This window comes from Crateriforma conspicua (assembly GCF_007752935.1).
Classification (GTDB): Bacteria; Planctomycetota; Planctomycetia; order Pirellulales; family Pirellulaceae; genus Crateriforma; species Crateriforma conspicua.
Genome location: NZ_CP036319.1, coordinates 223,809 through 245,804, shown reverse-complemented (window position 1 = coordinate 245,804; position 21,996 = coordinate 223,809). Strand labels below are relative to the sequence as shown.

21 protein-coding genes and 1 pseudogene are annotated in these 21,996 nt (G+C 55.8%); 3 read left to right on the top strand and 19 right to left on the bottom strand.

From position 1 onward, the window contains the following. Positions 1–313 precede the first annotated feature (313 nt). The 6 genes from Mal65_RS00905 to Mal65_RS00880 form a co-directional block, all read right to left on the bottom strand. Positions 314–946 carry a DUF7691 family protein gene (locus tag Mal65_RS00905; protein WP_145292810.1) on the bottom strand — a complete coding sequence of 211 codons (633 nt, stop codon included), beginning with the start codon at positions 944–946 and terminating at the stop codon, positions 314–316. A 157-nt stretch (positions 947–1,103) separates the two neighbouring features. Beyond that, positions 1,104–1,619, bottom strand: a complete 516-nt coding sequence (locus tag Mal65_RS00900; RefSeq protein ID WP_145292808.1) for a hypothetical protein — start codon at positions 1,617–1,619, stop codon at positions 1,104–1,106. A gap of 63 nt (positions 1,620–1,682) precedes the next feature. Beyond that, positions 1,683–2,189 carry a GNAT family N-acetyltransferase gene (locus Mal65_RS00895; RefSeq protein ID WP_145292806.1) on the bottom strand — a complete coding sequence of 169 codons (507 nt, stop codon included), beginning with the start codon at positions 2,187–2,189 and terminating at the stop codon, positions 1,683–1,685. 99 nt (positions 2,190–2,288) lie between these two features. Next, positions 2,289–2,768: a hypothetical protein gene (locus tag Mal65_RS00890; RefSeq protein ID WP_145292804.1), complete on the bottom strand. Its 480-nt coding sequence runs from the start codon at positions 2,766–2,768 to the stop codon at positions 2,289–2,291. A gap of 98 nt (positions 2,769–2,866) precedes the next feature. After that, positions 2,867–3,301, bottom strand: coding sequence for an ankyrin repeat domain-containing protein (locus tag Mal65_RS00885; RefSeq protein ID WP_145292801.1), 435 nt, complete (start codon positions 3,299–3,301; stop codon positions 2,867–2,869). A 1,721-nt stretch (positions 3,302–5,022) separates the two neighbouring features. Continuing rightward, positions 5,023–5,241 carry a hypothetical protein gene (locus Mal65_RS00880; RefSeq protein ID WP_196784471.1) on the bottom strand — a complete coding sequence of 73 codons (219 nt, stop codon included), beginning with the start codon at positions 5,239–5,241 and terminating at the stop codon, positions 5,023–5,025. A gap of 375 nt (positions 5,242–5,616) precedes the next feature. Between Mal65_RS00880 and Mal65_RS00875 the strand changes: the two genes are divergently transcribed. Continuing rightward, the gene (locus Mal65_RS00875; RefSeq protein ID WP_145292799.1) at positions 5,617–5,859 is read left to right on the top strand and encodes a ribbon-helix-helix domain-containing protein; all 243 of its coding nucleotides are present in this window, start codon (positions 5,617–5,619) and stop codon (positions 5,857–5,859) included. Next, complete coding sequence (locus Mal65_RS00870; RefSeq protein WP_145292797.1) at positions 5,860–6,186, top strand: type II toxin-antitoxin system RelE/ParE family toxin; 327 nt, start codon at positions 5,860–5,862, stop codon at positions 6,184–6,186. 783 nt (positions 6,187–6,969) lie between these two features. On the opposite strand, the gene Mal65_RS00865 is transcribed toward Mal65_RS00870, so the two are convergent. The 12 genes from Mal65_RS00865 to Mal65_RS00810 all read right to left on the bottom strand — a co-directional run bounded on the left by Mal65_RS00865 (position 6,970) and on the right by Mal65_RS00810 (position 16,473). Beyond that, positions 6,970–7,254, bottom strand: coding sequence for a hypothetical protein (locus Mal65_RS00865; protein ID WP_145292795.1), 285 nt, complete (start codon positions 7,252–7,254; stop codon positions 6,970–6,972). Positions 7,255–7,411: 157 nt separating this feature from the next. Then, on the bottom strand, positions 7,412–7,702 hold the full coding sequence (locus tag Mal65_RS00860; protein WP_145292793.1) for a type II toxin-antitoxin system RelE/ParE family toxin: 291 nt from the start codon (positions 7,700–7,702) through the stop codon (positions 7,412–7,414). Next, complete coding sequence (locus tag Mal65_RS00855) at positions 7,699–7,926, bottom strand: addiction module protein (protein WP_145292791.1); 228 nt, start codon at positions 7,924–7,926, stop codon at positions 7,699–7,701. The genes Mal65_RS00860 and Mal65_RS00855 overlap by 4 nt, the downstream gene beginning before the upstream one ends. A 192-nt stretch (positions 7,927–8,118) precedes the next feature. Then, positions 8,119–8,646 carry a hypothetical protein gene (locus Mal65_RS00850; RefSeq protein WP_145292789.1) on the bottom strand — a complete coding sequence of 176 codons (528 nt, stop codon included), beginning with the start codon at positions 8,644–8,646 and terminating at the stop codon, positions 8,119–8,121. Positions 8,647–9,239: 593 nt separating this feature from the next. After that, positions 9,240–9,737 carry a GNAT family N-acetyltransferase gene (locus Mal65_RS00845; protein WP_145292787.1) on the bottom strand — a complete coding sequence of 166 codons (498 nt, stop codon included), beginning with the start codon at positions 9,735–9,737 and terminating at the stop codon, positions 9,240–9,242. A 560-nt stretch (positions 9,738–10,297) separates the two neighbouring features. After that, positions 10,298–10,666, bottom strand: a complete 369-nt coding sequence (locus Mal65_RS00840) for a hypothetical protein (protein ID WP_008673461.1) — start codon at positions 10,664–10,666, stop codon at positions 10,298–10,300. 2,516 nt (positions 10,667–13,182) lie between these two features. Continuing rightward, positions 13,183–13,542 (bottom strand): outer membrane protein assembly factor BamE domain-containing protein, encoded by a 360-nt coding sequence (bamE, locus tag Mal65_RS00835; protein WP_145292785.1) that lies wholly within the window; start codon positions 13,540–13,542, stop codon positions 13,183–13,185. A 126-nt stretch (positions 13,543–13,668) separates the two neighbouring features. Next, on the bottom strand, positions 13,669–14,088 hold the full coding sequence (locus tag Mal65_RS00830) for a hypothetical protein (protein WP_165700990.1): 420 nt from the start codon (positions 14,086–14,088) through the stop codon (positions 13,669–13,671). Positions 14,089–14,233: 145 nt separating this feature from the next. Beyond that, positions 14,234–14,875, bottom strand: coding sequence for a peptide-methionine (S)-S-oxide reductase MsrA (gene msrA / locus Mal65_RS00825; RefSeq protein WP_231131255.1), 642 nt, complete (start codon positions 14,873–14,875; stop codon positions 14,234–14,236). A 66-nt stretch (positions 14,876–14,941) separates the two neighbouring features. Continuing rightward, positions 14,942–15,394, bottom strand: coding sequence for a hypothetical protein (locus Mal65_RS00820; protein WP_231131254.1), 453 nt, complete (start codon positions 15,392–15,394; stop codon positions 14,942–14,944). Positions 15,395–15,572: 178 nt separating this feature from the next. Beyond that, complete coding sequence (locus Mal65_RS00815; RefSeq protein ID WP_165700989.1) at positions 15,573–16,007, bottom strand: PH domain-containing protein; 435 nt, start codon at positions 16,005–16,007, stop codon at positions 15,573–15,575. A gap of 118 nt (positions 16,008–16,125) precedes the next feature. Further along, a complete protein-coding gene (locus Mal65_RS00810; protein ID WP_145292775.1) occupies positions 16,126–16,473 on the bottom strand; it encodes a hypothetical protein in 348 nt (115 codons plus the stop codon). A 1,532-nt stretch (positions 16,474–18,005) separates the two neighbouring features. Here Mal65_RS00810 and Mal65_RS27070 point away from each other — a divergent pair. Then, a pseudogene (locus Mal65_RS27070) lies at positions 18,006–19,721 on the top strand (integron integrase). A gap of 121 nt (positions 19,722–19,842) precedes the next feature. Here the strand turns inward: Mal65_RS27070 and Mal65_RS00800 are convergent. Next, positions 19,843–21,015: a hypothetical protein gene (locus tag Mal65_RS00800; protein WP_145292773.1), complete on the bottom strand. Its 1,173-nt coding sequence runs from the start codon at positions 21,013–21,015 to the stop codon at positions 19,843–19,845. Between the last annotated feature and the right edge of the window lie 981 nt (positions 21,016–21,996).

The window sequence follows — 21,996 nt, the reverse complement described above, 5'->3', positions numbered from 1 at the left end:
CGGATGGAAGCATCAATCGATTCAATGCGTCGGTACGTGGTGATCGTCTCAGCATTCAGTCAACGTTGCGAAGCGGCGAAAGACTGAGCACGACCAATGTGTTTCGCGACACAGCCAATCATGACACCGCAATCGATCTTGATTAACTATCAAAGTCGGCCGACCGCGCACCCGAAAGCCAAAGCCTGATGCCGATCAGAGCCAACCCCGTGTAACGGCGGCGATGACCGGGCCGCCGTCATCGATCATCCATTTCAAAACGCGCTGTCGGCGGCTCCGCGTCCATCGCTTGGTTATCCGACATTTGCGTTGGTCAGTGGCGAAATGAAATGACACCTTTACCGAGTTTCTTGGCAGCCTCAAGTGTCTCGACGTAGGCATCAATGTCTTCTTGAATCTCCTCTGCGTTGATTCCACCAGGTTTCAGTCCAAATCCGACGGCGTTCATCAATCCGCGAATCGCGGACATTGCTTCCGCAGAGTCGCTACCGACCTTTTCATGATCTGCTCTGGCCATAGCGATTTCGTCATCAAGTTGGTTGAAATCCAAGTACCCAATCATTGGGAAATCACTCGGCTCTGGAATCGGGATCGGGATACCAGATTTCACAAGCAGCGAATCGTAAGGGTGATCAGTCACGTCAGCAACGCCGTACTCGCCTCCCTCAACCTCTTGTCCCATGTGTCTACAGATCATTTGGAGTGCGTAACCGTACATCGCCCCTTCCGCGCTTGGTCGAGCGTTGCCCTCAAAGATCTCGCGAAGTGCTGTGGCTGTGTCTGGTAAGTCGCCGTCCTCGATCTCGTCTTCAAAAAACGCGTCGTTATCCTCGATGTCTTCTGCCTGCGATTTGAGGATACCTTCTAGCAGGGCGTTGTTCTTCGAACCGTAGAGCGCCTTCACTTCGGCAACCTCGAGGGCAAAGAAGCTGTGCGAATATCCCATGAATGTCTCCTTGGATAGGATGCTACGTTTGTCGGATAACGTCCGCCGTCACCGGGCGGCGAGAGAAAAACTAACCATCAGAAAACGCTTTGACGCCGCTCCGGTGCACGGCATGGTTCGCCACCCCGCCAGGTCCCGTCTCGTCGTACCGATGGCCCTACGCAGACACATGAGATCGGCGAAGTAGCACGATTGCAGCCAGCGCGGAATTGACCAGTGCGATTGCACAGAACGCAATCACGAAGTGTTCCGTCAACCGAAACAGAAGAACCAACGCAATTGCGAACAATCCAAACAATACTTGACGCAAAAGCGAGACGCTACCGTTGTCGCCCATGACGTACATGTATTGGACGGTATCGCGGAAAGACACTCGCCGCCATCCGGCTATCAAATAGATCACGCCGAGTGTATAGAGCAATACAACGACCAGCCAGCTACCAGTAATCAAATGAACCGCCGATAGACCAACAAGCTTGGCTATCACGAACGCGGAAAGCGGGATGGCAACAACGGCTAGATGAAACCACCACAACACGTTGGTAAGCAAGGTGCGATTCGCATCTGGTGGGACCGATACGGCCCAGCAACCGCCCAACGTTAGCAGAAACGCCCACGGAACAAACAGCGTCTTCTCGTGACGGTCGATGATGTAGTGCTGTGTGTAATTCATCACGGTCTTTTGCCGCAAATTGATGTCGGCGAACGGCAGGGTTGACCGGGGCCGAGCGAAAGATTAACCATCTGAAAAAGACGCTTTCGAGGCCTCCGCGTCCAACCCTTTGTTCTGCGACAATTCTTTGGTGGACACCTCGACACCCGGTTCGTGCTTCATGATCCAGCAAGAGTCATGAGAAGTCAATCCAATGTGTGGATAGTACGTTGCCGCCGCAGGTGCAGCCAAAAGAATAAGGGTGGTCTGCCGGCCCGCCTTTTCGTGAGTGAAATCGATCAATTGCTTGCCAATCCCGCGACGCTGAAACGATACGTCGACCGCCAAATCCGACAGATAAGTACAGTAGTGGAAGTCGGTGATCGACCGAGCCACGCCAACCAACAATCCACTGGAGGCTCGAGCCGTTGCGATCAGGTCGGCCTGCTTGAGCATACCAGCAACGACGTTCGCATCATTGACTGGACGACGTTCAGCGAGCGTCGAACGTTTAAGTACGTCAACGAAATCTGCTGATGATAAGTTCGGTTCTAATCTAACCTTAATTTCGTTGGAGTCGTTGCGTTCCATGTTTGTTGAGACACTAAAACAGACTCAAAGGTTCGCTTCCTGTCGCAGAACGCTACGGATCACCGGGTGGCGGCGAAAGACTCGGCCAATGCCAAAACGCTAGCCACCGCCACTCCGGTGCATCCGATGGTTATCCGCCGTCGTGGAGATCGGCAAGTCGGGTCGGAAATGACGAATAGCCGACAGAACGGACGAGCCATCGGTAAAGAAGTTGTCCGCAATGGTGCATGGTCCAGAATATCGGTTATGCAATAGTATTTTAGAGCGAGATCCGCTTTCAAGCAATTCAACAGAGTCTATCTCGATAAACGAAACAAGATTGGAGGTGGGCCAAAAAAGACCGTCACCACGCCATGCGATCGAGTCCCGTTCGACAACAACTGACGCACTGGGACGACGGCAGAGAATGACTAGTAAGCCAACAAGGTGGAAAATCCCCAGCGGGTATAGCATCCACCGCTCGGAATTGGATGCGGCAAGAATGAAGTACGCGATAACCGTGCATGCGGAAACCACAATCGCTATGTAGAAACGGCGATTGTCGACCGGACGTTCAATGGTGATACAAGATTCGTACATTGCACTTCAGTCGGATAACGGTAGCGATATGCGGGCGGCGGCGAGTGATTTAGTCATCGCGAAAACGGTGACCACCGCCGCTCCGTATCATCGCATGGTTACCCGCCCCCATGGTAGTGGAATCGAGTGCGGGCCACATCAAGCAATAGATCGTAGACTTGGCGACCATCGGGACGTTTCCGACGTTCTGCTCGGTGAAGTGGTGTAAGTTGCATCCCCCCTGGAATCAGCGGGTTCGCCCCGGAATCGAGCAGAGTCTTTGCCATCGAGAGAGAGCATTCCTGGGCAACATGTCCGAGTGGTGTGTCACCAGCGGTCGCCTCGTCAATCGCATTTACATCGGCTCCGTTTGCAATCAGGAACCGCACGATGTCAACGTGTTCGCCGGCAGCGGCGTAGTGCAATGGAGTTAGCGCGAGATCAGAGTCTTTTGCGTTCACGTCTCGACCGTCAGCCAAAAGCGATTGAACTGCGGCAAGGTCGCCGTCACCGGCGGCAAAGTGCAAGCGTTCGAGTTCGAGCCAGTCGTCCATACTTCAGTCGGGTAACGGCACGGTTCAGCGGGGCCGCGCGAACGACTTACCACTTGAAAACAGTAACTCGCGGCCTCCGTTGCAACCGATGGTTATCCGCCGTAGTGACTTCACACGTATCGGCTGCACCTAGAACATGCGTTCTGTACGCGGGTTGTAAATGGACGGCTAGCGATTCGGAATGAGTCGACCGGTCGAATGCGAAAGGATCACGATCGAGATCCCAAATACGATGGTGGACCATCCTCGGTACAGAATTGATGAATCGCCCGCAGTGTCTAAGGCTTGAATCAGACCAAGCACAACGAGCACCATGCCGATCAACGCGACCATCAGCATTGCCCACCGCCCTTGCCCAGCGTCTCGAATCCGAGCGGTCGGTGAATCCGGGCGGCGGGACATGTCGGAGTTAGGTCGCATTGGATTTTCAATTGGGAGAGTAATGTTGGACGCGTCAGTCGGATAACGGTCGCGTTAACCGAGCGGGGGCGTGGGAACGTGGTCAGCGAAGCGTCCAAGACGGCTCAACCCCGCTTCGGTTGAACGCATTGTTACACATCGAATCAAGCCGGCAACGTCGCAAGGCTTGAAGCATCGAGTTTCTTCATTGTGATGTCGAACAAAGCGTGGCGGGATCGGGGGTGCCGAAGCCGACGGCCAGACACGGAAAGAAGACATCCAGCGGTCGGCGGCGCAGGGTGCCCCGAGACCGCGGTTGAATGCAGGACAGGTCAGGAAACGTAACGCGCTCACCAAATCGACCGCGCAACTAACGCTCGAACCGGCTTGAAGATCGCGACGTTCCGACGCAAACACTTTGGCGGATGGAAGTATTGGCTGAGCCAAAGCGTCGGTACGTGGTGATCGTCTCTGCGTTCAGTCAACATTGCGAAGCGGCGAAAGACTGAGCACGACCAATGTGTTTCGCGACAAAGCCAATCATGACACCCCATTCGATCTTCATTCACCATCAAAGTCGGCCGACCGCGCACCCGAAAGTCAAAGCCTGATGCCGATCAGAGCCAACCCCGTGTAACGGAGGCGTTAACCGAGCGGGGGCGTGGAAACGTGGTCAGCGAAGCGTCCAAGACGGCTTCACCCCGCTTCGGTTGAACGCATTGTTACACATCGAACCAAGCCGGCAACGTCGCACGGCCTGAAGCATCGAGTTTCTTCACTGTGATGTCGGCCAAAGCGTGGCGGGATCGGGGTTGCCGAAGCCGGTGGCCAGACACGAAAGGAAGACATCCAGCGGCCGGCGGCGAAGGGAGACCCGAGACCGCGACTGAATTCCAGACGAGTCAAGCAACGTAGCACATTCACCACATCGACCGCGCAAACAACGCTCGAACCGGCTTGAAGATCGCGACGTTCCGACGCAAACAAAGTCAAAGCTTGAAGCATCAATCGATTCAAAGCGTCGGTACGTGGTGATCGTCTCTGCGTTCAGTCAACATTGCAAAGCGGCTATTGTCCGAGCACGACCAATGTGTTCAGCGACACGGTCAAACATGACACCGCATTCTAACTTCAATCACCATCGAAGCCGGCCGACCGCGCACACGAAAATCAAAGCCTGATGCCGATCAGAGCCGACCCCGTGTAACGGCCGCCGTCACCGGGCGGCGAGAGTAGAGTTGACCATCAGAAAACGCGACGACGCCGCTCCGGTGCACGGCATGGTTCGCCGCAATGTTTTCGTTGCGTTGAGGGCACATTGTTCAATCCACGATCGGTTCACGCGAGCTCTCCCGACGCAATTGAGCATTCTTTTCATCAACGATCTTCCTGTGGTGCTCCTCCTGCTCTTCGGGCGTACGTGGACGAACACCAGTGAGTCGTGACGCCCAAGCTACGGAAAACGGAAGGTAAACCACCAAAGCAAAAATAAGCGGCACAGCAATGTGCCAACTGGGTTCCGGTCCGGTGACGATTTCCAACAGTCGAAATGGTAACGTCAAGATGGAGAAAACGATTCAAAACGCAATGAAGTGAAACGTCGTCCGCCAAGCGTCACCGTACGATCGAAGGGCAGTTCTAATGTGCATTGTTCAGGGGAGCCGGAGCAAAGATGAAACGCTGTCTTTTGCCAATCGTAGCCGAAGCAGATTTGTGTTTGGCGCAACTCTCAAGTCGGCGAACGGTAGCGATATGCGGGCGGCGGCGAGAGACTCAGCCATTGCCAAAACGGCGACCACCGCCGCTCCGTATCATCGCATGGTTCGCCGCAAATTTGAATCGAGGAAGAGATCGAGCCTGTCGCAAGGTCCGCCCTGGTGTAGAATGCAGGGGTTCAAGTTTCTTGGGAGCCGGAAATGTCTACGATTAGTGTTAATGTACCCGAGCCGATAATGTCGGCGATCGCGGAACGCGCGAAAATCAGCGGCTACGAAGACGTCAGCGAATTCGTATCAGAATTCATCTTGCGAATATCTGAGCGTCAGACCGAAGTAGAGAAGCTCGCGGTTGAAGGGTTGCAGAGCGGCCCAAGTGAGCCATGGAATGGAAATGAAATCGAAGCCATTCGTACAGAGTTGAAGTCAAAGCACGGAAGTTGAATGCCTGGACGCAAAGTGCCGCACCGCAGGCGGCTTGCCATGGACGACATTGCGGGACACTCGAGCGACATTGCCGAGTCGAATCTCGATTCAGCCCTGCGTTTTCTTGATGCGATCGAAGCGACTGTTGATATGTTGTGTCAGTTTCCGGAAGCCGGTGGTGCGGTGCCAACTACACGCCCAGAAGCCGAAGGGCTTCGTGCCAAGTTAGTGAACGGTTTCGGCAACTATGTAGTTCTCTATTTCGTGACGGCGGAAACAATCGACATCGCGCGAGTCATCCGTGGTGGGCAGGAGATCGACCAGATTGCGTTGCAAAGCAGGTAAAGCGCAGTCTTCAGTCGGCGAACGGCGGCGTTAACCGAGCGGGGGCGTGGAAACGTGGTCAGCGAAGCGTCCAAGACGGCTCAACCCCGCTTCGGTTGAACGCATTGTTACACATCGAATCAAGCCGGCAACGTCGCACGGTTTGAAGCATCGAGTTTCTTCCTGTCGAAGTCGGCCAAAGCGTTGCGGGATCGGGGTTGCCGGAGCCGGCGGCCAGACACGTAAAGAAGACACCCAGCGGCCGGCGGCGTAGGGAGCCCCGAGACCGCGGTTGAATCCATGACGAATCAGGCAACGTAGCACATTCACCAAATCGACCGCGCAAACACCGCTCGAACCGGCTTGAAGATCGCGACGTTCCGACGCAAACAAAGTCAAAGCTTGAAGCATCAATCGATTCAAAGCGTCGGTACGTGGTGATCGTCTCTGCGTTCAGTCAACATTGCAAAGCGGCTATTGTCCGAGCACGACCAATGTGTTCAGCGACACGGTCAAACATGACACCGCATTCTAACTTCAATCACCATCGAAGCCGGCCGACCGCGCATCCGAAAATCAAAGCTTGATGCCGATCAGAGCCAACCCCGTGTAACGGTAGCGATCACCGGGTCGCGTCGAAAGACTCAACCACTGCCAAAACGCCTGACACGCGTCTCCGGTGCATCGCATGGTTATCCGCCGTATTGTTTCATCGCAGGGCAAACTGCGTACGCGGAAAACAACGAAGGAATTCCGCCAGCAGGATTCGAGCATGGCTTCCGGGTCGGCAGGCACTACTATGTATCAACCGTTCAACAGTTCGTCCACAGCGTCCTGAAGGGTCGGGCAATACGCCTGATCGTACGGATCCTCCGTTGAAAGACCATGAACGACGGTCCACGGTTCGTCTTGCCAATTTGGATCGTCGGTGTGGCCGACCGCTTTGTCATTACCAACACGATAGAGAAGCCATCCGTTCGGAGTACGCTCAAGAACCTTCTGCCAGTTTGCAACAGCACTTCTACAACGCGGATCAGTGAATGCAAGGAACTGCGACTCGCGGAGTGCAGACATTTCGGTTTCAGTCATGATGCGAAATCCTGGGTAGGGAAAGAAGAGGTCGATTTGGGTAGACCATAGAACGTTGCGAATGTCTAAGTCGGATAACGGCCCGGTTCAGCGGGTGGCGGGTGTTGAGCAACCATTTCGAGAGCGGCGACCACCGCCACTCCGTTGCAACCGACGGTTATCCGCGATTCTGAAGATCGCTTTCGTCCTGGCCGCTAGTGAAAAGCCCGACAATCACAACGAACGGTTCGTCGATACGGAAATACAATACAGCGGTAAATCGCTTGAGTCGACAAGGCCGGTAGCCCGTATTGTCTGCGGCGAACAACTCCGGATTTGCCTTAATCCGTTCCAGAGCAAGGTAAAATTCTGCCTCGAACTTTTCACCGAGACCAACTGAAATGCTCTCAAACCAATCAATGCCACGCAACAGATCAATTTCGGTATGTGCCGTTAGCCGTGCCTTCATCGACCACGGGCCACACGAATGCGCTGTCGAAAATCATCCTCGCTAAGGGCGGTCGAGGGATCTGCCTTGTACTCTGCCCAGCGACGGTCCAGTTCGGCACGTTGCAAATCGGTCAATTCAGTACCAACACCGCTTGGCAGTTGATCCCAGATTGCTTGCACGATACGAAGTTGGTCGCTCGGTGGCAGGGCAGAAATATCGCTAATTGCTTGCTCAACGGTCATGTTTGAGTCTCCATTCCCCAATTCTAACACTTCCGCTTGACGGTGCAATTGCGATTGCGGTTTGTGGACAACACCTTCGTGTCACGCCAGTCGGATAACGGTTGCGATGACCGGGCCGCCGCGAACGATCATCCATTTCAAAACGCGCTGTCGGCGGCTCCGTGTCCATCGCTTGGTTCTGCCTTTCTTGCGTCACCAACCCAGGCTTGTGAAGTAGCCACGATGGAACATCAAGTACATCGAAGTCACATTTGATACCGCACAAGCGACCGATGCAAACCGCACGGCAAGATTCTCAGTGCCGCGCATTAGTACAAGTGACGATAGCAATGCGACCGGCGCAAGAATGTATTGAAGCAACCCCATGCCGCTGACCCAATCACGGAGTTGAAAACTGAGCTTATTGCGGGCAATTTCGGTGTCAATCAATGCCTGTTCCGCATCCGTGTATGGCGGACCGATGAATTCCTCGATTCCGGGCTCAGGATAATTTGGATGTTGAGAGACATGCGAAGTCAAACGATCAATTGCGATGGTTCGTTCCAGTGATCTGGCGAGCAGTGTCGGTGCGACAACACGCCATTTTGGATTTCCAGCTGCCGGGTGTGCCCGTGGGAGGAAGTGTCCATTGCGGGCGTTGAGCACCTCGATGCGGATACACGTGTGCAACACAATCGCAGTCAGCAGGAGGCAACAAACGATTTTGGCTTTAGAACGCATCGAGTTCAGTCAGGAAAGATTCGCAATGCAATCGGGTGCGCAATAACGTATAGGCAGAACGGTTGCGATGACCGGGCCGCCGCGACCGATCATCCCATTCGAAAAACTTAGCTCGGCGGCTCCGCGTCCATCGCATGGTTCTGCCTGCTGTAGTGCTCGAGGGCGATCTTCCTAATCGCGCAGTTTGCCGACAACACCACCGACGATTAGGCCAAGTCCAGGACCAATTCCGGCCCCGATCCCGCTTCCATTAGACCCCGCGACTAAACCGCGGATAACAACACAGATGACGGTGCATCCGAGCATGAAGGGCCAACTGCGCTTTAGGATTTCCACTCGAGAAGGTTGATCGCTCATGTCTTATTGCTCCAGTTGCTTTAGTGGTTCTCATGAGGCTGGACGACACTATACGAGACGAAAGTTTTAAATTCGATACGCTCTGTGCCATCACTGAAACCGCCGCCGAAGCGGAATCGAGCCCGCTAACAGCTAGTTCGCGATCAATATGGCAGAACGACCGCCGTAACCGGGCGGCGACGAAAGGCTGTCCATTTCAAAACCGATCGACTTCGCCGCTCCGGTTCACGGACTGGTTATGTTTCTAATGTTTTATACATGACGTGTGCATCTACGTAGCCGAGTGCTGGATGCTTGAACGCTCCGGCAAGTGTGCCAGCGATCTGGAATCCCATCTTTTGCCACAAACGGACTGCACCTTTGTTTGTTGCTACGACAAGATTGTATTGCATAGCGCGGAATCCTTGGCGGACTGCTTCTTGCTGTGAATGCTCGCACATTTGAGACGCGACTCCGCGCCCGCGTGCAGCATCGGCGACGATGTAGCCGCAATTGCATACGTGCGATCCCTGCGACACTTGGTTTGGTTTGATGTAATAGGTACCAAGGATCGCAGCGTTTCCTCCGTCTTCCGCAACGAAGGTCATTTTTGGAGCGGTGATCCAAACGTCGAAGGCTTCGTCCTCCGTGATTGTGGGTGGATAGGGATAAGTGTCGGCGGCGCGAAAGACCGGTTCGACAATCTGCCAGACAGCGTTCCAATCAGACTCAACGAATGGGCGAATTGTCAGCATTTGATAGTGAGGCTTGAAACATAACGGCCCGGTTCAGCGGGTGGCGGGAGTTGAGCAACCATTTCAAGACCGGCATCCACCGCCACTCCGTTGCAACCGACGGTTATGCAGTTGTTGAAGTGGTTAACGCCTTCGGCACCGTGGGTGACAACAAGCCTCCCCGGTCCTTGTGACGACCATTCTCCACCATCTTGGCGTGACATTCAAGCGATGACAATTTCTGTCACACCCCACAACGAATATTTGAAAAAGTGAACGGCAGACCGGCCATCAGCCGCGAGCAAGTCAGAACCGCGATCATCAAAAATCATCCGCAAGTACGGGAAACGATCGACTTGCAATTACCGACAGCAAAATCCAACGCTTGAATCGCGAAGAATCCTGACCGGCTCATCAAGCCGCCAAAAAGGAACGCACCCAAGAAGCTGTTCACCGCTTAGCGATCCCAACAAACGCATGAGTGTGAGTGAGATGCATAACGTCCGGCGTCACCGGGCGGGGAGAGTAAAGTTGTCCATTTCAAACCCCGCCGCAAGCCCCGCTCCGTGTGCACGCCATGGTTATCCGTCCGCATGGGACTCGGTACGTTGGAGTTGGTCGTCGGGATCATCCTGTGTTTCGGATGCCGATGGCGACGTGAATACAGCGAAAAGCAACCAGTTGCCGCCGACCATCAGGTAAAGTCCAGCGACCAAGTAGGGAAGTCCGCCGGCGGCCCATCCGGCTGAGTGCGGGTCAATCGCGACGTCGTATCCCGACTCAGCATAGGCCTGTGTTTGGAACGTGTTCTGAATTAAACCGCCGAAGATTGAGCTAAGGCCGTCGACGAAGAACATCACGCCGAGCAAGCGAACACCGAGTTGAGCATAGGGCAGCAGCGAAGCTTTATGCGTGCGGTCCATGTCGACGCTCGGGTCTTCGTTCGGCATCGCAGGTGGATGGTAGGGCTGGCTAGTCAATGCAGGATCGGGTTCGGGCAAGATTCAGTCGGATAACGGTCGCGTTAACCGAGCGGGGGCGTGGAAACGTGGTCAGCGAAGCGTCCAAGACGGCTTCACCCCGCTTCGGTTGAACGCATTGTTACACATCGAATCAAGCCGGCAACGTCGCACGGCTTGAAGCATCGAGTTTCTTCATTGTGATGTCGAACAAAGCGTTGCGGGATCGGGGTTGCCGGAGCCGACGGCCAGACACGGAAAGAAGACATCCAGCGGCCGGCGGCGTAGGGTGCCCCGAGACCGCGGTTGAATGCAGGACAGGTCAGGAAACGTAACGCGCTCACCAAATCGACCGCGCAACTAACGCTCGAACCGGCTTGAAGATCGCGACGTTCCGACGCAAACACTTTGGCGGATGGAAGTATTGGCTGAGCCAAAGCGTCGGTACGTGGTGATCGTCTCTGCGTTCAGTCAACATTGCGAAGCGGCGAAAGACTGAGCACGACCAATGTGTTTCGCGACAAAGCCAATCATGACACCCCATTCGATCTTCATTCACCATCAAAGTCGGCCGACCGCGCACCCGAAAGTCAAAGCCTGATGCCGATCAGAGCCAACCCCGTGTAACGGCGGCGTTAACCGAGCGGGGGCGTGGAAACGTGGTCAGCGAAGCGTCCAAGACGGCTCAACCCCGCTTCGGTTGAACGCATTGTTACACATCGAATCAAGCCGGCAACGTCGCACGGTTTGAAGCATCGAGTTTCTTCCTGTCGAAGTCGGCCAAAGCGTGGCGGGATCGGGGTTGCCGGAGCCGGCGGCCAGACACGTAAAGAAGACACCCAGCGGCCGGCGGCGTAGGGAGCCCCGAGACCGCGGTTGAATCCATGACGAATCAGGCAACGTAGCACATTCACCGAATCGACCGCGCAAACACCGCTCGAACCGGCTTGAAGATCGCGACGTTCCGACGCAAACAAAGTCAAAGCTTGAAGCATCAATCGATTCAAAGCGTCGGTACGTGGTGATCGTCTCTGCGTTCAGTCAACATTGCAAAGCGGCTATTGTCCGAGCACGACCAATGTGTTCAGCGACACGGTCAAACATGACACCGCATTCTAACTTCAATCACCATCGAAGCCGGCCGACCGCGCACACGAAAATCAAAGCCTGATGCCGATCAGAGCCAACCCCGTGTAACGTCCGCCGTCACCGGGCGGCGAGAGTAAAACTAACCATCAGGAAACTCGCTGCCGCCGCTCCGGTGCACGGCATGGTTCGTCGCCTCCCCGCTACGCTGCAAGTCGAACACGGGTTGCACTTCGCATTCTATCGCAATCGTCCAGTCAGCGCCATCCACGCCAACGCAACCGCGAACCAGTGAATCCCGCCCGTGTCGGCCACAGCACAAACGACACCCAGCCACCAAATCCACGGTGATGTATCGAGGAATGGTAGCGTCACCACGATCAGGAACGAACCGACAAGCGGCGCCGCGGAGATCCAACGGTAGTCGTCTTCGGTCCCTCCTCGGATTCGGTGTACCGGATACCGTAGGAATGCCCAATAGAAGTTAGTCGCGGACACGAAGCATCCGAACGCGAAAACGATGTGCAACAAGATGTTCAGAAGCGTTGGACCTCATCATCGTTGTGACCAACCGACATTTCATTACATCGACGAACGGCCCGCGTCACCGGGGCCCGTGAGTTGAGTATCCATTTGTAAAAACTGACCAACGGGCCTCCGTGTGCACGCGATGGTTATGCCTCGTGTTCTGATTCAGCGAGACGCCTCTGATACACGCTAGTCCAACCTGGCATATCGCTACTGGCGCAGCTTGGGCACCGGCCGAGTCCGTCGCACGAATCGCAAGTTCCCTTGCCTTGGCAAAGAAAGCATGCTCCGGACCCATCACAGAGTATGCACGAATGTGTAAAGAAAACCCAGCATCTGCAATACCCTTTGCCATCGCAGTGCGAGCATTTACCGTCCGAGCAATGTTTGCACTTGCCATCGTCGCATGAATAGCATTGACCGTTGTCGCAATGGCAAGCCCAGTAGACATCATCCAAGAACCATTCGTCGTCGTGATGTACAAGACGGTATCTGGATTGGAAAGGCGGTTGCCCGTCGTCACAGCGATCAACCTCCGCGATAACGAAATCTCGGCACTCCTGAACCAAAGTGTAACCTTCCATCAGACCGAGCGGTTGCCTTGAGCGCCGTTCGCAATCGGCTCTCAACTCCTTGACCTTGCGCACGAGCCTATGTGAACCGAACGACATCAACATGCGGTGAGTGTGAGTTTCGGCGCGTGCACCAACCTGCTGGTCTTCGAGACAAGCTTCGAGATATCGTTTTATGATTTCGCGCCAATTCACATCAGCAGGCATAACGGTACGGATCAGCGGGGACCGGGAGTTGAGCATCCATTCGTGAAAACTGACCACCGGTCCTCCGTTGCATCCGATGGTTACCCGCGATTTTGAGTGGCACAATGATCGGTCTCACGGGAAAGCAGATTCGTCGTTCACCCAAAGCACATTGCCGGCGTCATCGAATGCGATTTCAACCCATCCGGCATTGCCCCAACGCCAATACTCCCATTGGCTTGGACCTTCGGTATCGTTTGGAGTGCCAAGAATCGTTGACACCTGAGCGCGCGGCATACCAGTTGTAATGCGTGAAAGCAGGGATCGGTCGACGGCCGGCCGAACCAAAATGTAAGAAGCAACAATTGGGATCAGCAGAATGGCGGCAAACGTTAGCAGCAATCCGGTGCGAGTATGGCGTTCATCCTGAGCGCCACTGCTTTTGTGAGGCGATTCTACAGTTGACGAGTCGTAGGGGTTAGCAGTGTCACGCACAGTGCGAATCCGAAGTATAGAGTCGGAACGGTTTCAGTCGGGTAACGATAGTGATCAGCGGGGACGGGCGAACGACTTGCAAGCAGACGAGAAAATTGACCACCCGTCCTCCGTTGCATCACATGGTTACATCCGTTTTCGCAGTGGAAAAGGAAACGGCGACCGCATCACGAACTCGGATTTGGGGTGGCGCGCAAACCGACGATTCGCGGATACGATAAATGTGATTGTACCAAGGGAGTGCATGACGCACAGCAGTCCGTAGCGAATGTCAGTCACCACGCAGAGCGCGAACGCACCCAGTGAAATACCGATCATCTGCGTCCCGATCAGGCACACCAACCATCGCGGCATTAGCAGTGTGTGGCTTGGCACGCGCCACTGATCTCCCATCGTTCCGGCGCGTGCGTGCGGGAGCCAAGCCGAGAACGGTACGCCGAGCAGCAAAGCTGGCACGAGCAGCCACGAAAGAACATCAGCTGAAGGCAGTTGTCGAGCATAAGCGGGCGTCAGTGCAATTGGGGCACAGAAGATGATGGCAAGCACCACGGCCCAACCAATCGAATAGGGTCGCCTCAAGCGAGCGTCTCCCTCATGGATGTAACGGCAGGGTTCAGCGGGGCCGCGCGGACGACTTACCACTTCAAGAACATCAACTCGCGGCCTCCGTTGCAACCCATGGTTATTTGGATTATTCCGGTTTGAGTTGACCGGCGAAGTCCTTCCGCAGCTTCTCTAGCTTAGGGACCACATTAGCCACACAATAGGGCTTGTTCTGATTACGGTTGAAATAGTCGACGTGATCAGCGTCAGTGGGGTAGAACGTGTCAGCCGGCTCAATGAACGTGACGATCCGCGACCGAAACACCTTCTTTCCCATCAACAACCGCTTGTACTCCGTCGCGGTCTCACGCTGTTCGTCGCTATGGCAAAAGATGACGCTACGGTATTGAGTGCCGATATCCGGCCCCTGGCGGTTTAACGTGGTTGGGTCGTGCGTTCTGAAGAACACCTGAAGTAGCGTTTGGTAAGAAACAACCGCGGGGTCGTATTTGATCCGAACAACCTCCGCGTGCCCCGACCGGCCTGTCAACACCTGCTTATAGGTGGGGTTTTTGATTCTACCTCCCATGAAACCAGGCTCTACCTTCTGCACGCCCTCCAACCGCTGGAATACGGCCTCAACACACCAGTAGCAGCCGCCACCAAAGGTCGCAAATTCGTATGCGTTCTGCTCCGCGCGGGTGGAGTGATTGGAAGCGTAAAGAGGCGCAAAAATCAGTAGCGATAAAATCGTTCTTCTAAGCATCGATTTGTTTTCGGGTCGGTACAACGCAGGACGTTGCTGCAGGTCCAAATAACGGCCGCCGTCACCGGGCGGCGGGAGTAAACCCTACCATCAGGAAACTCGCTGACGCCGCTCCGGTGCACGGCATGGTTCGCCGCCACTTGGTTGCGGTGCGAGAAAGTGAATGCAGTCGGACCGGAACCAAACGTAACCAACGCCGATCGTCACCATACAATATACCACGATCGAACCGGGATGAGCCCCGGCGGCGAGCAGTCGAGGCGTGTCGAGAAAGCGGTCACCTGACAGCCAAGCCAAAGCGAGATAGCCACCATTGGCAATCAAGCAAAAGTCAGCGATGAACCACGCCCAGCGTTTACGGACGAGTGCCGCCCCAATGAACGGGACGGCAACGCCAAGCAGCGGCCCGGCCCAGAGTGTCACAAGCGGATGCGGATCGGGTGAGTGCAAGCTGTAGGGCATCCGCCAGGGAGCGAGGTCGAAGTCGGTCAGCGTCGCACCGCATGCCATGCCGCCAACGATGTGCCCGAATTCGTGCGTCATGGTCATTACGATCCAAGCGGACGCAAGCAAGATCGCGAAGATGAGGTAGCGACGTATCAATCAGCGTTAGCAGTTGAGCATCGGTATCGGTCGGCGAACGGAAGCGTCCACCGGGACGCGGGAGAAGACATTGAGGTCACGAGAAAACAATCCACCGCGTCTCCGGTGCGACGCATTGTTATTCGTCGTTTGCGCCAGATGCCAGCATTCGCAGTTCGGAGGCGACGCTATCGGGATCGGGAAGGTGTGGCCAAACGAATTTCGCATTTTGCAGGTTGGTTCCCGACGTGTCAATTTCAATGGTTCCTGCGTTGCATATAGACTCAACAACACCTTGGTATACAGCGACGGATTGGATAGCGTGAGCTGGGGCCGAAATATCTACATGGTTGGTAAATACTTTGTGCGTGCGGATCTGGCCGTTCCCAAATGCAAAGCGATACATCGTTCTGCATTTCCAAAGGAACCACAGCGGCATGACAGCCAGCAATGCGATACACAGAGCAACTATCCAGTCGAACCACGCAACAGCACAGAGCAGGGCGGCGGTAAGTCCAATCTCCATAACGGAGCGAGCAAAAAGGTATTTGCGACTACAAGCGACGGATTTCATCTGCGTAGATACTGAGCTTTTGGTTGAAGAGGTGACGTCTAGCACCATGAAGCTTTAGCGAGCATTAGGGAGATACTCAGTCGGATAACGGTGGCGATGACCGGGCCGCCGCGAGCGATCAACCATCCGGAAACGCGCTGTCGGCGGCTCCGTGTCCATCGCTTGGTTCGCCGCCCGGTTTTGAATCTGTGACGGGTGACGGTAATCCACGATAGGCGAGGGTCACGCACAACAACACGGTGCCGAGTGCTACGAGCGAAATCGACGCTGAACGTCTACTCGCCGCATTGTATCGTTCGATCACCATCGCCTCCATCTCGTATTGGCGATCCGCGTCCACATATTCACGGAGTGGCAGATAGTAGTAGTCAGCGTGGAACGTGCCAGTGCCCTGCATACGATAGAGCTGAAACAGAAGCATGAATAGCAAGAGAACGATGGCAATTGTCAGCAGTGCTCGCGGCATGGCGTCACACGTCCCCGGTGTCAGAAGCGTGATTGGCGAACAAACACATCAAGAATCGATCATTTCAGTCGGCGAACGGCGGAATTCACGGGGATCGCCCCCAAGACGATCCATTGGAAAACGCGTCTTGGCGATCTCCCGTGCAATTCATGGTTCCCCGTTTTCTGCAGCGCAGTGTTTGTCAACCAACGCGATTGACGTAAACCAATCCTACCGAGCGCATCGACCGCAGGCAAATCCGGTTTTGAACCGCAGATGCACGACCAAACAATGCATCGGCTACCGTCTGCGGAATCGCCAAAGCAATCCGCCGAGCACCAAGCAAGTTAACGCTGCAATTCCGGGGTAAACCGAACGAGATATTCGTTCATCCGTTGTCAACACGGGCGGGAGATTTCCGCTCGCACCGCCCTTGGGATCGCCCCATGTAATAGCGATGTCAAAAGCGCAAACCAGAACCACCAGGCCAAGAATTGTGTAGATGCAGATCGCCGCAGTGGTCAACAGACACGATCCAGTGCGTGCTTGTGATGGTGTATCGTGCTCGTCTTGGTGGGGCGGTGTGTACGGGTTGGCGATAATTGAGTCTTTGTCGGGGAACTTTGAATTCTCCGGACGGGTCGGGGAGTTTCGGCCTGGAGGGGTGTTCTCCGCGAATGCGATGGCCTGTTCTCCCAGAAACGTCCTCTTGGTTTGCGTTGTTCTCCCGGAAAGCAGCCGTTCTGGGAGAACACGTTCTTTGAGAATTGCCGCCACGAGCGACACGTCTCGTCTTGCGCCGCTGGGCCTAAGGCCTTGGGACGCTTGCCGGGTCTAGCCTTCGGGCCTTTGGGTGACACCGCCATCTTTTTGGGTGCCCCTTTTTGCCCGAAAGGTTGGTCCCGCAGTGCGTCGGCTCAAGCGATTGCCCCGATGCCCCGCAAGAATGGAACCGTCGTCTGTGACGAGAGCGGAACGCTCCGGCGTCGACCTGCAACGATGTTGGTTCGATTTTAACGCTGGCGAGGGGCCGCGTGGGAAATTTGGGCATGATTTTTTGGCGACACTGCGTCACAGCGGCGGGTCGGATCTAAGTCGCACCGTGGTTTCGGCCGCGGAGACAGTGCCATCGAGCCGATCCGCAACCGAGCCGAAGCCGTCAAAATTTTGGGTATGAGTTGACTCGATTGCTTGGTGAGCGAGTCGCCAAAGTATCGATTCGATTCGCAGCATCTCATCGCCGGAGAAGTGAGGCCGCGACCATCCCTGCAAAAGCATTGGCGGGGCTGGCCGTGCAATTGACTTGGTGACGATCAAGCAGCGAGGTCAATTGGGCCGTCGCGGCTGAGGCGGATCGAGCCGCGGACAAGCCAAGTGAACATTTTTTCTCTAGTAAACTCTTGACAATCTGTTTTGATTTGCGAGACTCGGCGGGGTCACGCAAGATTGCTTGACCCCCAAGGGTGCATGGACGTCCCGCTGAGAATTTCTTGGGCCACCTCGACGGCCTTTTCCAGCGATTCGAAGGACTGACTGACGTGAACACACCGGCTATGGGTGGCGGGGCCGAATCGGAGGACCCGCGTGAAGCTCGCGAACGATGGGCCAACATCTGGTTCGGCGGCATGGTTCGCTATCACAACGTGAAAGACCCGGACCGCTGGGTTTTTGCGGTCGACGACGTTGTTGCTTTTTTGCGAGCGAAGTTGCAGGCGGGGATGCCGGCTTGGAAGCGACTGTTGATCGTGGACGGATTGATCGAGTACGAGCGATTGCACCCGAGATCATCCCTGGGGGGCTTGGAGCCGATTCGGTCGAAGTTGCAGGAGTTGGCGCATCGCGAGGGGACGGGCGAAGACCCGTTGACGATTGACGAGATTGTCGGGCCGATCAGTCCGCGGGACCCGGATGCCGTTCAAGCGCTTCGTCGTCAGTGTCGCTTGGAGGGCAAGGCGATGAAAACGGAGAAGGCATACGTCGGGAAGTTGCGTGGATTCATGGCGGCGCGGGGCCTGGAACGCTTGGCGGATTTTGCCGAAGTGGGGGAGCGTGATATCGAGCATTACTTGACGGACTTGGTGGTCGAAGGCGATGTGGCCCCGTCGACACAGAATCAAGCCTTCTATGCATTGAGGTTCTTCTTTGAACACGTTTTGAAACGTGACATGGGGCCGATCAACGCGACGCGTTCGACCAAACACCCGAACATCCCGTCGGTGATGAGCGAGGAGGAAGTTCGCGAGGTGCTGAGCCGTTTGGCGGGTATGCACCGCTTGATCGCCCAGCTGTTGTACGGAAGCGGGATGCGGATCAGCGAAGCTTTGCGTTTAAGGATGAAGGATGTCGATTTTGACTTGATGCAAATCCAGGTCCATCACAGTAAGGGCAACAAGAGTCGTTTTGTTCCGTTGCCGCAGAGTGTGGCGGACGAACTGAGAAAGCAGATGCAATGGCGATAACATTTGCATGAACAGGACGTGATCATGGGCCAGGCGTCGGTTTGGTTGCCGTATGCATTGGACAAGAAATACCCTGAGGCACACCGCGAGCTGAAATGGCAATTTGTGTTTGCGTCACAGAGGCTGTCGAAAGATCCGCGTAGCCATCGCTTTCATCGGCATCACATCCATGCGGACACGTTCGCGAAACAACTGAGACGAGCGGTGCGGGGTGCGGAGGTTCATAAGCATGTGACGTCGCATACGTTTCGCCACAGCTTTGCGACTCACTTGCTGAAGGGAGGCACGGACATCCGGACGATCCAAGAACTACTGGGCCATGCGGATCTGAAGACGACGATGATCTATACGCACGTGTTGAACCGCGACGACGTCAAAGTGGTCAGCCCGCTGGACCGGATGTCGGCATCGGGATCGAAGGGGACAGACCAGTCGAAGGGGCAGGGCAGGCAGGAGGAACCGACGGCACCGAGCAACCAGAACGGCTTCGCTGAATCAGAGTTGGCGAGCACTGGGGTCGCCGGTTCGGCCGCGAGCGGGGAGGGTGATCCGGTCGAAGGTGGGCGGGTGGCAGGCGCGTCGGTAACGGGTGGGCAGGTGAGGGTGGAAACGGATGACGGTGGTCGAGAGCATCCGGTTGCCGAGGCTGGTGCGGCGGCGTACGGAATGGCTGGGCGGTCAAGTGTTTCGGTTGCCTTGGGTCGTGCGGGGAATCGTGTCAAGAAGCGGAGGCGGTCGAGTTGGTCGCGCCGGAGGTTGCGGTCTGGATTGATCCGCTTTGGCCGGGTGTTTGCGAAGCTGAAGTCTTGATGGGTTGGCCGGCGGGTGGTTTCGACAGCTGGGCCGGGCCCGTGATTTGCCCTCTCCGGGCCTGAGAGCCCGACTCTCCCGGAGGGTGGCCTGACGAATCGGTGATAACTTTGGTTTTTCATCATTGATGTGCGAAAGCCTCTCGGTAGGCGGCATTTCGTCGGGCGGTGAGGGTATTCGGTAGCGTATCACGGATCCATTGCTGAACGTCGCCGGCTTGGACGTGTTTGAATCTGGAACGGACTCTGTCGGCGGTGACTCGCCTGCAGAGTGTCGGAAGGCACGCCAACAAGCGAGTGAATCCTCCTTTGCTGTGTTGCCGTTCAAGCTGTTTGAACCGCCCGAAAAGCGATTCCAAGATCTCCGTCGAAAGCCACGCGCGAGAGCCCGCGGGAAGTTGTTGCTCGCTCGCGGCGACAAAGTCCACAAGCTTCTCGGCCATCTGCCGACCGGATTGACCTGACGGCAACTCTAACCACGACGCGAGCAGATCACGCAGCTCAGCAGTGCTATCACATCTCAGCCCGCTTTGATTGATCCACGCCAGAGTTTCATTGATCACTTCCTGACACTGATTCCACTGCGCCAAGTCGTCAGCGAAGTCACGCAACCAACCAAGCTTCTCATCGATTCGCTCCTCGGTGACCCCTGCTCTCGAATCGCTTTCGGGATGATTCAGGTGGTGCATGACCATGGTCGACCAACGCAGCAGGGAGCCCAGATTCATAAAACGCGATTTCTGTTTCAGCGGTGGCGGCATAAAGTGACTCAGTTCGGTTTGTTGAACTCGGTTTCGTGTCAGCCCGACCTGCGTCATGAACGCTTTGAACCGCTCGGATCGCCCAACCTGTTTCTCGAGCAAGTTGGCCGCGTGGTGTTTGAGGTCTTGAAGAACGATGGCTTGTTTGCCGTCTTTGACGAGATTTTTCGCCGGATCGCGAAGTTCCACCGCACCATCGCAAAGAAGATAAACCGGCGGGCCGATCTTTTCGGCCAGTCGCTGATACTCGCGATCGACATCCTCCTTCTTCCATTTCTCCCCCGGCACAATCGCGAGCACTTTGAGTTTTTCCAGATCGAGTGTTTCGCCCGGCGGTGGCAAGTCGTCGACCCGCATCCCGATGATCAGCAGGACTTTCTCTTTACCGATTTGGCTGGAGTGATCGGCCATCCAGAGAACCTCCTGAGTGCTGTCAAATGTCTCGGCCAACTCGGCAACTCCCAACCGCATCGTCCACTGAGCGATGGCATCGTGGGAGGGAACCTTCTGATCGACACCCAAAAATTCAAACATCAACTTCACAACAAACGCCGTGGCGCGAAAACCGACCCGCATTGCCAGCTCGATGCACAAGGCGATCAACCGAACTCCAAATTGATGTCCCCGAAGAGGTCGGTCGTTGGGAAGTGCTGCAACCGGATCGGAGGGCGTGGCCAAAGAGCGATAATGCTCCAACTCGGCTCGCAGTGAATGTAGTTCTCTTTGCAGCTGCTGAGTTTTCTTGCGGTCACACGAAGTCGAAGGGTCGGTTGCCGCCCCCGGCTGACCACGCCGCGGGCTGACGACCTGCATGGCCCGATCGCCTCGAACTGATCTTCTCGCCGGAGCATTCCTATCGGATACTTGACTCATGGTTGCGTTCCTTCGCGGTAGTGATTTGGTAACCAATACCTAGCGAGGGGACGCAACCGTTTTCAATCCAGAAAAAGCCCCAGAACTCCCAGATTGCCACCGATTCGTCAGGCCACCCGGAGGGAGAGTGGTGGGGGGTGGTCGTGAACGGATGAGCCAAATGAGAAGCGGCCTGAGTTGTGTCCACAGCGAATGCCCTCTCCGGGCCCGAGAGCCCGACTCTCCCGGAGGAAGAGTGATGGGAGTGGTCGTGAACGGATCAGCCGAATGAGAAGCGGCCTGGGTTGTATCGACAGCGAATGCCATCTCCGGGCCTGAGAGCCCGACTCTCCCGGAGGGAGAGTGATGGGGGTGGTCGTGAACGGATGAGCCAAATGAGAAGCGGCCTGGGTTGTATCGACAGCGAATGCCATCTCCGGGCCCGAGAGCCCGACTCTCCCGGAGGAAGAGTGATGGGAGTGGTCGTGAACAGATCAGCCGAATGAGAAGCGGCCTGGGTTGTATCGACAGCGAATGCCATCTCCGGGCCTGAGAGCCCGACTCTCCCGGAGGAAGAGTGATGGGAGTGGTCGTGAACGGATCAGCCGAATGAGAGGCGGCCTGCGTTGTATCGACAGCCAATGCCCTCTCCGGGCCTGAGAG

What these genes read in the sequence shown, in the direction of transcription:
- Mal65_RS00905 (WP_145292810.1), bottom strand. Translation starts at nt 946, where the DNA reads ATGGGATATTCGCACAGCTTCTTTGCCCTCGAGGTTGCCGAAGTGAAG.
- Mal65_RS00900 (WP_145292808.1), bottom strand. Translation starts at nt 1,619, where the DNA reads ATGAATTACACACAGCACTACATCATCGACCGTCACGAGAAGACGCTG.
- Mal65_RS00895 (WP_145292806.1), bottom strand. Translation starts at nt 2,189, where the DNA reads ATGGAACGCAACGACTCCAACGAAATTAAGGTTAGATTAGAACCGAAC.
- Mal65_RS00890 (WP_145292804.1), bottom strand. Translation starts at nt 2,768, where the DNA reads ATGTACGAATCTTGTATCACCATTGAACGTCCGGTCGACAATCGCCGT.
- Mal65_RS00885 (WP_145292801.1), bottom strand. Translation starts at nt 3,301, where the DNA reads ATGGACGACTGGCTCGAACTCGAACGCTTGCACTTTGCCGCCGGTGAC.
- Mal65_RS00875 (WP_145292799.1), top strand. Translation starts at nt 5,617, where the DNA reads ATGTCTACGATTAGTGTTAATGTACCCGAGCCGATAATGTCGGCGATC.
- Mal65_RS00870 (WP_145292797.1), top strand. Translation starts at nt 5,860, where the DNA reads ATGCCTGGACGCAAAGTGCCGCACCGCAGGCGGCTTGCCATGGACGAC.
- Mal65_RS00865 (WP_145292795.1), bottom strand. Translation starts at nt 7,254, where the DNA reads ATGACTGAAACCGAAATGTCTGCACTCCGCGAGTCGCAGTTCCTTGCA.
- Mal65_RS00860 (WP_145292793.1), bottom strand. Translation starts at nt 7,702, where the DNA reads ATGAAGGCACGGCTAACGGCACATACCGAAATTGATCTGTTGCGTGGC.
- Mal65_RS00855 (WP_145292791.1), bottom strand. Translation starts at nt 7,926, where the DNA reads ATGACCGTTGAGCAAGCAATTAGCGATATTTCTGCCCTGCCACCGAGC.
- Mal65_RS00850 (WP_145292789.1), bottom strand. Translation starts at nt 8,646, where the DNA reads ATGCGTTCTAAAGCCAAAATCGTTTGTTGCCTCCTGCTGACTGCGATT.
- Mal65_RS00845 (WP_145292787.1), bottom strand. Translation starts at nt 9,737, where the DNA reads ATGCTGACAATTCGCCCATTCGTTGAGTCTGATTGGAACGCTGTCTGG.
- Mal65_RS00840 (WP_008673461.1), bottom strand. Translation starts at nt 10,666, where the DNA reads ATGCCGAACGAAGACCCGAGCGTCGACATGGACCGCACGCATAAAGCT.
- Mal65_RS00820 (WP_231131254.1), bottom strand. Translation starts at nt 15,394, where the DNA reads ATGACGCACGAATTCGGGCACATCGTTGGCGGCATGGCATGCGGTGCG.
- Mal65_RS00815 (WP_165700989.1), bottom strand. Translation starts at nt 16,007, where the DNA reads ATGAAATCCGTCGCTTGTAGTCGCAAATACCTTTTTGCTCGCTCCGTT.
- Mal65_RS00810 (WP_145292775.1), bottom strand. Translation starts at nt 16,473, where the DNA reads ATGCCGCGAGCACTGCTGACAATTGCCATCGTTCTCTTGCTATTCATG.
- Mal65_RS00800 (WP_145292773.1), bottom strand. Translation starts at nt 21,015, where the DNA reads ATGTTTGAATTTTTGGGTGTCGATCAGAAGGTTCCCTCCCACGATGCC.